Genomic DNA, 13049 nt, shown 5'->3' with positions numbered 1-13049 from the left:
GGGACGAATAGATGTGTTATACAAGGAAACACCAAAAGGACGAACTGGAAGATGATTAACAAAACAAACGAACATAGAAACGGACAAAGAGGAGGATGAGGGATGAGTAATCAATATGTTGATGAACAAATTAAAATGATGAAAATTGAAATGGAACAATTAGCAAAAAATATTAGTGATTTACAGAGAAATCAAGAAGATCTGGTTCAAACTATGAGTAATAACAACGTAAATACAGAGTCAAAAAAAGAAGTTTTTTCTGAAATAGGTGCAATAATTCATTTTGATAATAAATTTGAATTAAAAATTGACAAGGAATCTGCATCTTGTTTAGAAGACATGAATTTTCAAAATGATGTTTACGTTGATGTTGTAGATATATACGGTATTACATGTAGTATTAATCTTAATAAGATTGTTCTAATTGCATTTCCTAGTTATGTGGCATTGAGAGGGGGTGAACAAATTGACAGTACGAGAGTTGAAAAATGCTGAAATCACGCATATTTCATATGTAGATAAAGCGGCAAATAATAGAAAATTCTTTTTAACTAAATCGGCAGCAGCAAAGCCAAACTTTCAAAAGGAAGTAAAGATTATTACAAAGGCTGACGATGCACAGAAGTTAGTATATGGCGTAGTATACGAGCCAGGAACAGAAGATTTGCACAAGGACTTCATGACTGAAGTCGAAATTGAGAAGGCTGCACACAAATTTATGAAAGATGCACGTAACATCGATACGCAACATGATTTTGCTCCAGGAGCAGGTGAAGTAGTGCAAAGTTATATTGCTCCTGCTGAATTTGAAATAAATGGCGAGATCATCCAAAAAGGATCGTGGGTTATTGTTACTAAGGCAACTGATGAAGTTTGGGAAAAGATCCAAAATGGTGAAATCACAGGATATAGTATGGCGGGAACAGCAGAAGTTGAAGATCAAGAAGAAGTAAGTAAATCAGTAAGTACCTTTTTTAAGTCCTTAACGCAACATATAGGGGCTTTTTTTAATGGGGAAAACATTGCATCCATTCAAAAGGGTGAAGTAAGAGATAACTACACTAGAAATCAACAGAACCGTAATGTCTGGGCTGCATGGGATAGTTTAGAAGATGCTTATTATGGATCTAGATGGGATAACTATACAAACGAAGCTATTGATTTTAACCGCCTAGAAAGTGCTATTCAAGATTTTAGTGAAATTATCCAAGAAATACGAAATGGCGGAGATATAGCTATTGCAAAGGCGCTAGAAAATAGACCTGCTACTTCTTTAGCTATGGAAATTGAAAAGGCCGGGAAGAAAATAAGCGCTGCTAATCAAGCTGATATTGAAGCAGCTTATACAGCGTTACAAAATATTATAGATCGCATTAGCGATGAGGAGGAAGATGAAGTGAAATTAGAAGATATTACAAAGGCTCTTGCAGATGCAGTTGCACCTATCAATGAACGATTAGAAAAATTAGAAAAGGCGCAGCAAACAGATCCAGTTGTTGAGCCAGCACAAGATGAATTAACTGCTGCTATTACAAAAGCGATAGCACCAGTAACTGAAAGGTTAACTAAAATTGAAAAAGCTCGTGGTATCAGCCAGCAAGGTGATCCAGGTGTAGGGCAACCGATTCAAAAAGAAGCACATTATTTAGCAGGACGTCTGTAATAAACGAGGAGGAATTTATATATGAATAATCAACAAATCTTAAAAGATGGCGCAACAACAACTCAGGATGTAACTAGTGGTTTATTAAGTCCTGAACAATCTAAAAAATTTCTTAAACAAACTTTTGAAGCAACTGCACTTGGTGGATTAATCCGCACAGAAACAAGAAAAGCAAAAACTGGTGAGATTGATAAAATTGGTATTGATTCTCGTATCATTCGTAAGAAAACAGAAAATACGGATGATGGTAAACGCGCAAAGCCAAAGTTCTCAAAGGTTGAGTATTCAACTACAGCTATTCGTTTACCTTGGGAAATTACAGAGGAAACTTTACGCGAAAACATTGAGGGTGAAGGATTTGAAGCGACTGTAACTAACCTAATGACTACACAGTTAGGGCGAGATATGGAGGATATTTACTTAAATGGTGATACAGCAACACCTGCTGATAATCCAGATCATGAATTTTTATATATTAATGATGGATGGATTACACAAGTTGCAAAATCTGGACATGTTGAAGATCGTGCTGCTAAAGATAAAGGTGCGGTTAGTATTAACTTATTTTATGATATGTTACAACAAATGCCTGATAAATATAATGATGGAACATTAAAATGGTTATGCTCTCCATCATTTAAACAGAAATGGGAACAACATTTATACAACATGCACATCTCTAATGGTGGCGGCCTATCTGACTCAATTATGAAAGCACCTGCAGGTATTGAATTACTTCCAGTTCCACGTATGCCTGGAGATAAAATTATGCTAACTAATCCAAAAAACCTAATCGTAGTTAATACGTACGATGTGAAAATTCGTAAAACTATTGAAGGTAAAGAAGCAATTATGCAGGATAAACGATTCTATGTTGTACATCTTGATTTTGATAGCATTATTGAAGAAATGGATGCAGCTGTACTAGGGACTGGTATCAAATAATGGCTTATAAATTAATGTTAGTACCAGGAGTTTTATCGTACAGCGGCTTGGTAGATGCTACACGAAAAAATCCTTTAGTAATTGTAGATTCTAAAGAAGTAGCAGATTCGATTGTAGCAACCGGGTATTTTTCATTAATAAATTCTCAAACAAATAATGAAATCGAGGAGACAGGTTCGGCTAGCTCCTCCGATTTTCATGAGAATAAATATACTGAAACGGATTTAAAGAAATTAAGCAAGTCTGAACAAGAAAAAATTATTATTAAACTAGCAGCTGATAATGAAGTTCCGCAAACGAAGAATGAATCAGAACGTATCGATTTAATTCTTCAATTGCAGGAGCAGGAGGCGTGATATGGCCATTATTACACCGGAACAGCTTATTGATTACACTGAATTCGATGAAGTGAAGCAGAGAAATCCAAAGCTGCTTCGAATGGATATTGTAGAAGCTCAGATCGATATTTTTTCATTAACCTTTGTTGATTTTCAAGATAAAGAAAAGTTTCCGGGGATCCCCGAAGAAGTTGAAATTGCCTGTTTGAAATTAGCGCAATACTACGCTTTGGTTAATTCTGATGAAGCGTCAGTAGAAGGTGTGCAGTCCCAAAGGATGGGGAATTATTCAGAACAAACAACGGGTTATGTAAAACCTAATGTTAAAAAGTTGTTGAATGAATGGATTTTAGAAAAGAAACGTAATGGAACAGTATCGTTACGTTTAAGGAGCCTGTAATTATGAGTAGTAGAGCTTTTAAGCGGCTTCTTATCCATAGCTGTACATTAGTTAAAAAGGGCGTCATTGTTGGTAAAGATGAAAATGGGCGTAATCAACATGAAGATCAAGAAATAACTGATGTACCTTGTCGATTGGATACTATCCGTAAAAAGATAGAGAAAACCGATAAGAGTATAGATACAGTAGAAAAAAACATTCTATTCATGCTTCCGTCTGGTGATGTAGCAGCTGCTGTACAAGTGAAAAATATAAGGATGAGAAAAACCCCTAATGATATTGTTCTATCGGGGGTTTTTAGCATTCCTGAAAAAAATCCTATATACGGTAGGAAATCTATACATCACTATGAAATCGAACTTGAGAAGGTGAGAAAGTGATGAAATTAAAAGTTACGCACGCTTTTAATATGGGGCTTATTACAGATCAACTGAAAGAGGCGCGTAAGGCGGGTGTAGAGGCTGCTAGAGAACCATTTGCAGCAGAAGCGAAGCGCATCACGGTGGATGAAGATCATGTAGATTCTTCTCGCTATGTCAACTCTATTAGTGTATTAACTGACTTCCCTGCTACAAATAAGACTGGCAGAGGGACAATTAAGCCTACTGGTGACGATATAGTAAACATTATTACTGAAACGCGAGATGTTACTAAGTTGGAAACTGGAACTGCTGTTCATTATGCTCCACACCTTGAGAGAAGATATAACATTATCGGGCGAGGATTGGATAATGCAGAATCTGATATGCATGAAGCTGGAGCTGAAGGGATTATAAAAGTATTTTCTAAATAGGTGTGTGATAAAAATGAGCTCTTATGTAAATCCAATACCACCTGTTCGAAAATTATTAGAAAAACACGGCATGACTTGCTATGGAAATAAATTCCCTGAGGATGCTGAGTATCCATGCGTTTGTATTCGTTTGGCAGGTGGAAACGGATATACACGCTTACAGCTCATTGCTCGATCTGAGGATGATGATATAGAAGCGATGAATTTAGCTATAAAAGCAATGAATACATTAGAACGCTTTATATCAGATGTGCAGGAACTTCAGGTTATCTGGTGTGAACGTACCAGTAACCCCGTTCCTTTTACAGATAAAGAATCAAATAAAGAGGAAGCCTGGTGCTATTTAAATTTAGAGCATCTAGGATCTTAAAGGAGTGATAGTATGGTTCAAAAAACTGTTGCTGAAGAAAAGAAAGAAACCGTAACAGAAAAAGGAGATACGAAAGAAAAAAAGCAGCGCATTTTACTCTGTGAAGGTCCAGCAGAGGGGAATGGAGCTGCTTATTTAATTTTTCGTGATGATTTACAAATTCATACGAATACGGAACTAACTATAGGAAAAGACATTACAGAACATGAAGCAAAGCTGCTTCTTAGTGAAAATACATGGAAATTCAAGGAGGTAACTAAATAATGGCTGAATTATTTAAAGTTGATTCTACAAAAATCGTAGGTGGACCAGGACGTCTTGTAACTGCTGCATATGGGACAAAATTACCAGAGTCAATTGAGGACTTAATTGATCCTACAACATACGTTCTTAAAGCTGGTTGGGAAGATGTAGGAGCCACTCAGGAAGGAATTAAAGTTACACGCTCTTACGATGAGGAAGAAACGGAAGTTGACCAAATTCAAGGGCCAGCAGAAACAACTATTACAAAATGGAGTCATGATGTAAGTACATTACTGGCGGAGAACTCTATTGAAAATAGAAAGTTGGCTTTAATCGGTGGTGCGATTATTCAAAGTTCACCTAAATTTGGAACACCAGTTAAAACTAAAGGTGCTCTCGGTATTGGTGCAACCATCATTACTTTAGCAGTAGCAGTTGGAGCTGATTTCAAAGTAGGAGGATTCCTGAAAATAGGCAATGAAACAAAGAAAATCGTTGCAACATCAGGTAGCTCTATTACTGTGGAAACAGGTATCTCAGCTGCTGCAGAAGAAGGTGCTGATGTAACGCCAATTATTGCACTAGGAACGAAAAGAATTGGTTATGGTACGGTTTCCGATGCTCCTATGCGTTCTGCAGCGTTAATTAGTAAACACGAAAAAACAGGTGCATTAACAATTGTAGTATTACGTAAAGTAAAAGTTTCTGGTGAATCTAAAGAGCAAACGTGGGGAAAAGAAAAACGAACAATTCCTTTATCTCTTAAAGCCTTTGCAGAAAGTAACGTTGCTACAGAAGAAAATGTTTATTACGAAATCGAACAAGTAATTTAATAGTTATATAGATGCTAGGAGGAGTACGGTATGGAAAAGATTTTTAAAGCAATTGATACAAATAAAACGATTGGGGAAGTAACACTATCTGATGGTAGTGTTCTTTCTTTACCTAAAATTACATTAAGTAAACTCTTTGAGATTGCAGCATTTATCTGCAAGGATGGTAATAGCTTGTGGAAAGATATTAGGGAAATATTCGCCATGAATGAATTAGGAGTAATGGAGCGCTTGGGCGCAATATTAAGTGTAATGAAGCCAGAGCACTTAGTTAAAATTCATTCTATTCTATTGGAAATTAACGCTGAAGAAGCAATATCCCTAGATCATGATGAAATTCTAGAAATTACTGTTGAATATCTTGAGAGTATTAACATGGGAAAGACCTATTCGTCGATCCAAAGGTTGGCCAAAGTGTTCAACAAGACTCTTCCGGATTGGGATCAGCTAATGGCCAAGTTGGACAGCCTAGTACCAGAGGAGGAGACGTCGGCTGGGAAGGATTCTTAGAAGCAATAGTTGACCAAATTGAATTCGTGTCATCTTACTATGGTTACACTGAAGAGTATGTATTAGATCACACTCTTTACTGGTTAAGGAGAAAGGTAGAACAGGCGTTACAAGAAAAATATGATGCGCATACTAATTCAGTGCGTGGCCAATTCCAAAGCTATTTGCTGCTTCTGGATTCATTATTTAATAAAGGAGCAGAATTTAATAAAATTTTACCTCCTACCCGTGAGCAAGCAATTGCAAATAGTCAGGATAATGCAGATGATACGGTAGCGAATGAACAAGAACAGTACGATAAAACACAATGGTGGTTAACTCCTAATGAGAGTTAGCCTCTTTTTTGTGTAGAAAGGAGTGTGAAGTATGAGTAATGTTGGGAAAACAACCATTGAGATAATTGCAGATTCTAAAAAAGCTAGACAAGCATTTTTTGAGTTACAAAAAGTAATGGATAAGGGTACTGCAGATTTCGGTAGACGATTAAAACGTAATAATCCATTTAAAATTCTAGAGCAAACTATTAACACAGCTTCTAAAAGTATTGAAACTGGATTGAATAAAGTTGAAAGAAAGTTTTCTAGATTAGAAGCAGTAGTTGAGAAGGCTCAGAATCGTTTTGATGCGTTTAAACCAAGAATAGATATAAATGGTCTCCAACAAGATTTAGCGGCTGCACAGGACGGTATTAATAGCTTATCTGATTCTGTTAAAAACTTTGATACCGCTATCAATCTACAAGTAGGCATTGAAGGTTTAGAAACTACAAATAATACACTTAATGATCTGGAAGAGCGCGTTACGAACTCAGTTAATTCTATTTCTCAAAAAATTGAAAGTGTAGCTGCCAATACGAATCAATTAGATTTCTTATCACAATTACCTGGCCAAATAGAAGAGAAAATAAATTCATGTATCCAAGTGCTAACTACATTAGAAAATAAAGTATCTGCAGTTGTGCAAAGTATAAATACGACGATACATTCCATTTCAGATCCAGTAACCGTTAATGTTAATACAAACCAATTAGATCAATTAGAAGCAAAAATACAACGTTTAGAACGATTACAAGCCCAATTCGCTAGTACGCAAAGTGATACATTCCATGATTATTATGATTATTTAGATCGTGCAGCAACTCGTATGAGTCAAACTGACCAGCAACAACGAAGACATATGCAACAGCCACGTCAATACACTCCTACTTCTTCCATGATACCAACAGCGGGAGCCGGAGTTGCCAGTATTTCAGCAAGCGCTGCCGCTGCCGCCGCCGTAGCCGCCGCTACTGCCGCAGGTGCAACTGCAACCGCCGCTGCAGCAGCTGGAGCAGCGGCCGCTAGAGCAGCTAAGGCAGCAAGAAAAATGCAGCAAATACTTGCTAATATGCCAGAACATTTAAAGGCTTGGCATACTGAATTTATGCAGATGGAAAGAGACTTAAAGGCACTAGGTCGAGCAGCTCATAGTTTAGATCAAATGGCGGATGCCGCTGTTAGGAATAGAGTAAGTTTGGATCGAATGATGAGTGCGAATTCGGCAGCTAAAGGTGCTGCTAAGGACATTCAGAACTTGAATTCCCACTTGAAAGAAACGCAATTCGCTATTTTAGGTCTGAATAAAGAGGGTAAAGTACGTATTAGCGCTGAAGAATCGCAGGCTCAGTTAGCTAAATTTAGACAAGAAGTTGCTCAAACGCGAGCTAAATTACGAGAATTACGTGATGCGGGTGACATTTCATCTTATGAAGCAGGTAATAAGGCACTCCAGAAACAACTGAGTGAAATCAGAAAAGCTATGAGTGCTGCTGCTATGGGTGGTAATGAGTATAATGCTATGCTCCAACGTTTAGGTGTCCATACGCAAGATGCTGCTAATAGAATGGTTATTATGGCAGAAACACAACGTAATTCGTTCATGCATTCCATTCAAATGATGAATGCAATGAAAACGCAAAGTCAAAAAATGATGGATGCACTTGGTGATACAAGTCATATCCAAAGAATCGATAGAGCATTTTTGCAAGTCGGCCACCGTTTAGAGACAATGGCGAAACATGGTAGTGCTGCTCATATTGCATTAAGTCAATTAGGACCAAACGCAAGTATGAAGGCATTACAAGATCGTGTTGCATTAATAAATATGGGTATTTTACGAATGCAGCAGGTTGCCATGTATGCAGGAATAGCATTACTTGGATTTACTGCAATCATGGCGAAGGCCGCTGTTGGTCCAAGTCCGGATGAAGTTCGTAAACAACAAGGTGAAATACAAGATGCCTATAATGAAGCGTATAACAAACGTTTAGAGGAGCTTACTAATTGGGCTGGTTTATTTGAAAAAGTTGAATTAAATGCAGTTAAACCAAAAGCTTTAAAAGAAAATCTCCAAGCCCAAGTAAGTATCTTTGAAAAATGGGTCGATAATTTAAAAGATCTTACACGCCGTGGTGTAGATAAAGGGCTAATAGCAGAGTTAGAAAAAATGGGCCCTAAAGCACTTGGAGAAATCGAAGCACTAAATTCCATGACAGATAAAGAGTTAAATAGTTATGTTGAGCTCTGGCGTAGAAAAGGGCAACTAGCCCGTGAAAAAGTAACTGATGAGCTATCTTACTTAAAAGAATCAACTCAACGACAGATAAGGGAATTAGAAGAGTCCTTAAAACCACTTGGGCTTTCTTGGGAAAAATTCAAAAATACTTGGTCTAAAGCAGCGGAACCATTTGTAGAAGTATGGGGGCAAGCAGCTGCTAAAGTTTTGGATGTTGGAACAGCTATCGGTGAACTAATTGTAAAATTAAATGAGTTGAATCCTAGTATTTCTGCTGCTGCAGGTAATTTTATGTACTTGATGACAGCAATGACGTTCCTTTTAGCTCCTATGGCAATAGGGATTGGTAGAGCGGATGGGATGAAAGCAGCCTTTTCAGCTTTATGGGTAGTTATTAGTGATCTAGCTCTTGGTTTACTACGTATAGTGGGAATGGCTTCGCTCATATCAGCATCAATCGTTATCGTTGTCGGTTCTTTAATGAAAATGTGGGATGCTTCAGAAAAACTCCGGAATTCAGTCACAAACGGATGGGATGCAATAAAGTCTTCTTTCTCTGAAGGGTTTAATTCAGTTCAAAGTGACTCGGATAAAACTATAAGTGTTTGGCGTCAAATGGGAGATGCACTTGCTGGTGCAGTTGATTTTATGGTGATGTGTATTAAACCATTTGCAGAGATTTTTGGTGGTATGGTTGCTTCTACTATTGAATGGGCAGGAAAGTTATCTGGAACATTCTCTAAAGTTCCAGAAGGGGCTCAGCATTACCAAGATTTAAAAGATAAAGCAATTCTGCACATGATGGAGCTAAGAACAAAAACCGGTGAAGAAGCGGAAAAAGCGAAGAGTGAAACCATCCAAGCATTCCAGGAGATGACGAACGAAGTTATAAAAGAATTGGACGGGAAAAAAGGACAATTCGAAACAATGTTTGCTCAATTAATGGGTGTTGTGCCTGAGAGTGCTCAGAAAACGCTTGAAACAGTTAAAAATAATATTGTAGATTCCATAAACAAACAAATTGAAGCAGCAAAAACTGCAAATAAAGTTCTTATGGAAGGTGTGCAGAAGTACCAGGGCGACATCTCTAAGATGCCAAAAGACTTTGCTGAACAATATCGTCAGGCAATGGCAGTAGCAGATAATAATATAAAGTTATTCTACGATAAAGCAAGTCAATTAACTGGATTAGCCGATAGTATAAATAAAGGCGGACTTTTAAGCGTAGAAGCAGGTAAAAAGAAGTTCGGGGAAATAATGACCACCTTCAAAGAGGGTATGGATGGTTTAACAAAACAAACGGATGAAATGCGTGAACGAATCGAAAAAGAATACAATCTAGGGAAAATAAACGATGGTGACCGCAAAGCAACTTTAGATGCTATTGATCTATACGAAAAGAAACACGTTATGGATTTAATCGGTATCCGTAATGAGGGCACAAAAGCTCTAGAAAATAATTTGAAAGCTGAAGATGCTGCTCTTGTATTAGCTAATCCTCGTAAAAAAGAATTAGAAAAAGCTGCTTGGTACGAAAAATATAAAGAATTGTTATTCGGAGCAGAAACTTATGGTGAGGCCATGAGTCGCTTTAACAGTGAGCAAGACAAAGCGGAAAAATCACATAAAGAAGCCTTAGCTAATTATGAAAAACAGTATGGTCGAGAAAAAATCGAAAATATAAATCAATATACTGCGGAGTTATCTAAAGGTACTAAATCCTCAATTATGCTTGCTGAAACTATGGCAAAAGAAATTGATGGGAAGATGAAGGTTGATTTAGGACCTGCAGGAACATTCACGGTCAAATCCTTTGTTGATAAGCTAAAAAACGGTGAGTTACAGGCGAATGATGTAGCAGTAGCGAACGCTAATAAACTAAAAGATGTTTACAAAGTGGATTTATCCGAAAGTGGAATGTCTTCTATGCAGACCTTTACACAAGGACTTATAGGAAAAGACACTTCTGAAATTAAACAGGCATTAGGTGTAAAACTTGCTAATGATACTAATATCGACCTTGGAATTTATGGCCAAATGACAATTGGCACCTGGATGCAAGGGCTACAAAACGGAACTTTATCTTTTGATACGGTATTTCAGTATTTTCAGCAGCAAGTTAAGAATGGCGTAAAAGTAGATGCTACTGCAGAAGGACAAGCAAATATACAAACGCTTGTAAACGGAATGAATATCGGAGCCTTATCTGTAAGTCAGGTAGCGCAATTGATTGGTTTAGATATTAAAAGTAATGCAAGTGTTGATCTTGGAGCAGAAGGCACATTTACAGTCCAATCTTTAATACAAGGTATGCAAAGTAAGCAAATCGATGCCCAAACAGCTGCGATGATTATCAAAGAATTAATCGCTAACGGTGCGAAATTAGATGCTACGCAAATTGGTTCTGATATCTCTAATACACTTGGATATGGATTAGGTTCCAACCCTTCTCCTGTTAATGCAGCTAATCAACAACGAGGTGGAGTTGAAGGCGCGTTAGCCGGCACATCTGATGGTGGAGGTGGAGCAAAAAGCGGTACGAACCTTGGAGATGGAATACTATCTAAACGTGGTTACATAAAAGGTAGTGCTTTAGATGTTGTTGCTGCAGCCCAAGAAGGTATGAATACAATAAACGGTAATCCATCTGGTCAAAAAGGTGGAATTGATTTTGCACAAGGTATCGGTTCTCAAAAAGGTAATGCGCAGAATAATGCCCAACAAAACGTGAATGCTGCTCATGGAGCATTCGGAAATATTAACGGTGATCCGTTCGGTTTAAAGGGTGGTAATGGATTTGCTAGTGGTTTAATGTCAACTCGCGGTCAAGCACAAAATGCAGGTAGCGATGTTGCATCAGCGGGAGAACGAGGGTTAAAAAATTCTAATACAGAAAGTCTAGGGTCTCACTTTGCATCTGGTTTTTCTAGTGGTATCCGCAACGGAAAAAGTCTTGCACAAAGCGCCGGAGAAGCTCTAGCTTCAACAGCTTTTGAGGCTGCAAGAAGATGGTTAGAAGTTCGTTCGCCATCTCGTAAGGTTAAACGTGAGATAGGTTTTCATTTCGGAACAGGATTTGCAGCAGGTATTGGAGAGTCCACAAAAACTGTTGTAACTGCTTCACGCAATCTAGCGCAATCTGCATTTTCTATGCTAGATAGCTTTACGGGAGCTATAGATGGATCTTCTTTTGTAGAACCTTTTGTAGATAATGTAGCAAGCATGACCAACAGGGTTATGGCACATGCCCAAACATTTGGAGATAGAATTACTGATGTAATGGATAATGTAAAAGATACATTAAGTCAAAAAATTAGTGGGAATATAAACTTTGATGTAGCTTCAGAAAGTATTAAGAAGACGTTACAAAATGTGCAGATGAATTTATCGGATAAGTTTATGCATAATCTTGACGGTAAAATTCCTTCTTTATCAGCTAGTAGCATACCAAATCTAAATAAAATCATCACTGCAGTGCAACCTGCAACTTCTAATAATAAAGAGATTAATCTAACGGTTAATCTTACATCTCTAATGGATGGCAGAGAGGTTGCGAAAATAACGGCTCCATATACTACTGAAATTCAAGAACGAGAAAAACAGCAAAGAGATCGATTTAAGGGGTGAGAATATGAGTGAATACCAAAGTTTCACCTTTAACAATCAACGAAAAGATTATATTGTAATGCCTGTCGGTCGAAAACGTCCTGCATGGGCACCAGTCAAACGTAATTTTTTAAATATTCCAGGTCATCCTGGATCTATATTACTAAATACTGAAATTGAGGCACGTCAAATAGACGTGCCTCTTATTGTTAAGGGAGAAAACATAGGAGATTTACAAAAAGTTAAAGAGGATTTAGCGGATTGGTTAGTCACTGAACGCGAATGCGAATTAGTGTTTGACGATGAGCCGGATCGTACTTATTTAGTTGTTGTAGACGGTTCGTTTGATGCTGAAGAGTTGGTTAATAGAGGGAAAGGAACAGTTACCTTTATTGCACCTATGCCTTATAAGTTAGGAAAGGTAAAAAAACATAAATTTGCTAAAGAAGGGGTCGCAGAATTAACATCTTCTTTCGAAAATACTGGCACTGAGGAAACGCCGCCTCGTATTGAAATAAATGTTAAACAACCTGCTACATTTTTAGATGTATTCTTTGACGAATCTCCAGGAAATCGTAACTATTTTAGACTTGGACATCCTCTAACTGTAATGCAAAAGCCTGCTCAGCAAAGGGAGCGCGTCATGTGGGATGATATGTCTACTGTTATTGGTTGGACACCAATTAAGGGCACATTTGATGATATGAAAGGTACAGGAGAATTAAAAGTAAAAGATGGGACTGGCCTATATTGTCCTTATTATGGCGAAGAAGGAACAGCAGGTTTTCATGGTGG

Annotated in this window: 14 protein-coding genes; all 14 read left to right on the top strand. The window is 37.7% G+C overall.

The genetic code is table 11. The annotated features are described in order from the left end of the window. Positions 1-102: 102 nt before the first annotated feature. Entirely contained in the window at positions 103-495 is a 393-nt protein-coding gene (locus RT27_RS09975) for a hypothetical protein (RefSeq protein ID WP_043935960.1), read from the top strand. Beyond that, positions 467-1663: an XkdF-like putative serine protease domain-containing protein gene (locus tag RT27_RS09970; protein ID WP_043935959.1), complete on the top strand. Its 1197-nt coding sequence runs from the start codon at positions 467-469 to the stop codon at positions 1661-1663. Before RT27_RS09975 ends, RT27_RS09970 begins: the two co-directional genes overlap by 29 nt. A gap of 21 nt (positions 1664-1684) precedes the next feature. Beyond that, positions 1685-2608, top strand: a complete 924-nt coding sequence (locus RT27_RS09965; protein WP_043935958.1) for a P2 family phage major capsid protein — start codon at positions 1685-1687, stop codon at positions 2606-2608. Further along, the gene (locus RT27_RS09960; protein WP_043935957.1) at positions 2608-2964 is read left to right on the top strand and encodes a hypothetical protein; all 357 of its coding nucleotides are present in this window, start codon (positions 2608-2610) and stop codon (positions 2962-2964) included. Before RT27_RS09965 ends, RT27_RS09960 begins: the two co-directional genes overlap by 1 nt. Before the next feature lies 1 nt (position 2965). Then, positions 2966-3346 carry a DUF3199 family protein gene (locus RT27_RS09955; protein ID WP_043935956.1) on the top strand — a complete coding sequence of 127 codons (381 nt, stop codon included), beginning with the start codon at positions 2966-2968 and terminating at the stop codon, positions 3344-3346. A 2-nt stretch (positions 3347-3348) separates the two neighbouring features. Beyond that, on the top strand, positions 3349-3726 hold the full coding sequence (locus tag RT27_RS09950) for a hypothetical protein (protein WP_043935955.1): 378 nt from the start codon (positions 3349-3351) through the stop codon (positions 3724-3726). Next, the gene (locus tag RT27_RS09945) at positions 3726-4139 is read left to right on the top strand and encodes a hypothetical protein (RefSeq protein ID WP_043935954.1); all 414 of its coding nucleotides are present in this window, start codon (positions 3726-3728) and stop codon (positions 4137-4139) included. The genes RT27_RS09950 and RT27_RS09945 overlap by 1 nt, the downstream gene beginning before the upstream one ends. 13 nt (positions 4140-4152) lie before the next feature. After that, positions 4153-4509: a hypothetical protein gene (locus RT27_RS09940; protein ID WP_043935953.1), complete on the top strand. Its 357-nt coding sequence runs from the start codon at positions 4153-4155 to the stop codon at positions 4507-4509. Between the two features lie 12 nt (positions 4510-4521). Next, the gene (locus RT27_RS09935; protein WP_043935951.1) at positions 4522-4773 is read left to right on the top strand and encodes a hypothetical protein; all 252 of its coding nucleotides are present in this window, start codon (positions 4522-4524) and stop codon (positions 4771-4773) included. After that, positions 4773-5585 carry a hypothetical protein gene (locus RT27_RS09930; RefSeq protein WP_043935949.1) on the top strand — a complete coding sequence of 271 codons (813 nt, stop codon included), beginning with the start codon at positions 4773-4775 and terminating at the stop codon, positions 5583-5585. The genes RT27_RS09935 and RT27_RS09930 overlap by 1 nt, the downstream gene beginning before the upstream one ends. Before the next feature lie 30 nt (positions 5586-5615). After that, on the top strand, positions 5616-6095 hold the full coding sequence (locus RT27_RS09925) for a hypothetical protein (protein ID WP_043935947.1): 480 nt from the start codon (positions 5616-5618) through the stop codon (positions 6093-6095). Continuing rightward, positions 6023-6430, top strand: a complete 408-nt coding sequence (locus RT27_RS09920; protein WP_156137701.1) for a hypothetical protein — start codon at positions 6023-6025, stop codon at positions 6428-6430. Before RT27_RS09925 ends, RT27_RS09920 begins: the two co-directional genes overlap by 73 nt. Before the next feature lie 31 nt (positions 6431-6461). After that, positions 6462-12275: a hypothetical protein gene (locus RT27_RS09915; protein ID WP_043935945.1), complete on the top strand. Its 5814-nt coding sequence runs from the start codon at positions 6462-6464 to the stop codon at positions 12273-12275. A gap of 4 nt (positions 12276-12279) precedes the next feature. Next, on the top strand, positions 12280-13049 hold a 770-nt coding region (locus RT27_RS09910; RefSeq protein ID WP_043935944.1), incomplete at its 3' end, for a distal tail protein Dit.

The organism is Bacillus sp. L_1B0_5, assembly GCF_000836715.1.
GTDB classification, from domain to species: Bacteria; Bacillota; Bacilli; order Bacillales; family Bacillaceae_G; genus Bacillus_A; species Bacillus_A thuringiensis_S.
The sequence above is the reverse complement of the archived record's forward strand: the minus strand, read 5'-3'. Positions and strand labels throughout refer to the sequence as shown.

What these genes read in the sequence shown, in the direction of transcription:
- RT27_RS09955 (WP_043935956.1), top strand. Translation starts at nt 2,966, where the DNA reads ATGGCCATTATTACACCGGAACAGCTTATTGATTACACTGAATTCGAT.
- RT27_RS09960 (WP_043935957.1), top strand. Translation starts at nt 2,608, where the DNA reads ATGGCTTATAAATTAATGTTAGTACCAGGAGTTTTATCGTACAGCGGC.
- RT27_RS09975 (WP_043935960.1), top strand. Translation starts at nt 103, where the DNA reads ATGAGTAATCAATATGTTGATGAACAAATTAAAATGATGAAAATTGAA.
- RT27_RS09965 (WP_043935958.1), top strand. Translation starts at nt 1,685, where the DNA reads ATGAATAATCAACAAATCTTAAAAGATGGCGCAACAACAACTCAGGAT.
- RT27_RS09930 (WP_043935949.1), top strand. Translation starts at nt 4,773, where the DNA reads ATGGCTGAATTATTTAAAGTTGATTCTACAAAAATCGTAGGTGGACCA.
- RT27_RS09940 (WP_043935953.1), top strand. Translation starts at nt 4,153, where the DNA reads ATGAGCTCTTATGTAAATCCAATACCACCTGTTCGAAAATTATTAGAA.
- RT27_RS09950 (WP_043935955.1), top strand. Translation starts at nt 3,349, where the DNA reads ATGAGTAGTAGAGCTTTTAAGCGGCTTCTTATCCATAGCTGTACATTA.
- RT27_RS09945 (WP_043935954.1), top strand. Translation starts at nt 3,726, where the DNA reads ATGAAATTAAAAGTTACGCACGCTTTTAATATGGGGCTTATTACAGAT.
- RT27_RS09935 (WP_043935951.1), top strand. Translation starts at nt 4,522, where the DNA reads ATGGTTCAAAAAACTGTTGCTGAAGAAAAGAAAGAAACCGTAACAGAA.
- RT27_RS09925 (WP_043935947.1), top strand. Translation starts at nt 5,616, where the DNA reads ATGGAAAAGATTTTTAAAGCAATTGATACAAATAAAACGATTGGGGAA.
- RT27_RS09915 (WP_043935945.1), top strand. Translation starts at nt 6,462, where the DNA reads ATGAGTAATGTTGGGAAAACAACCATTGAGATAATTGCAGATTCTAAA.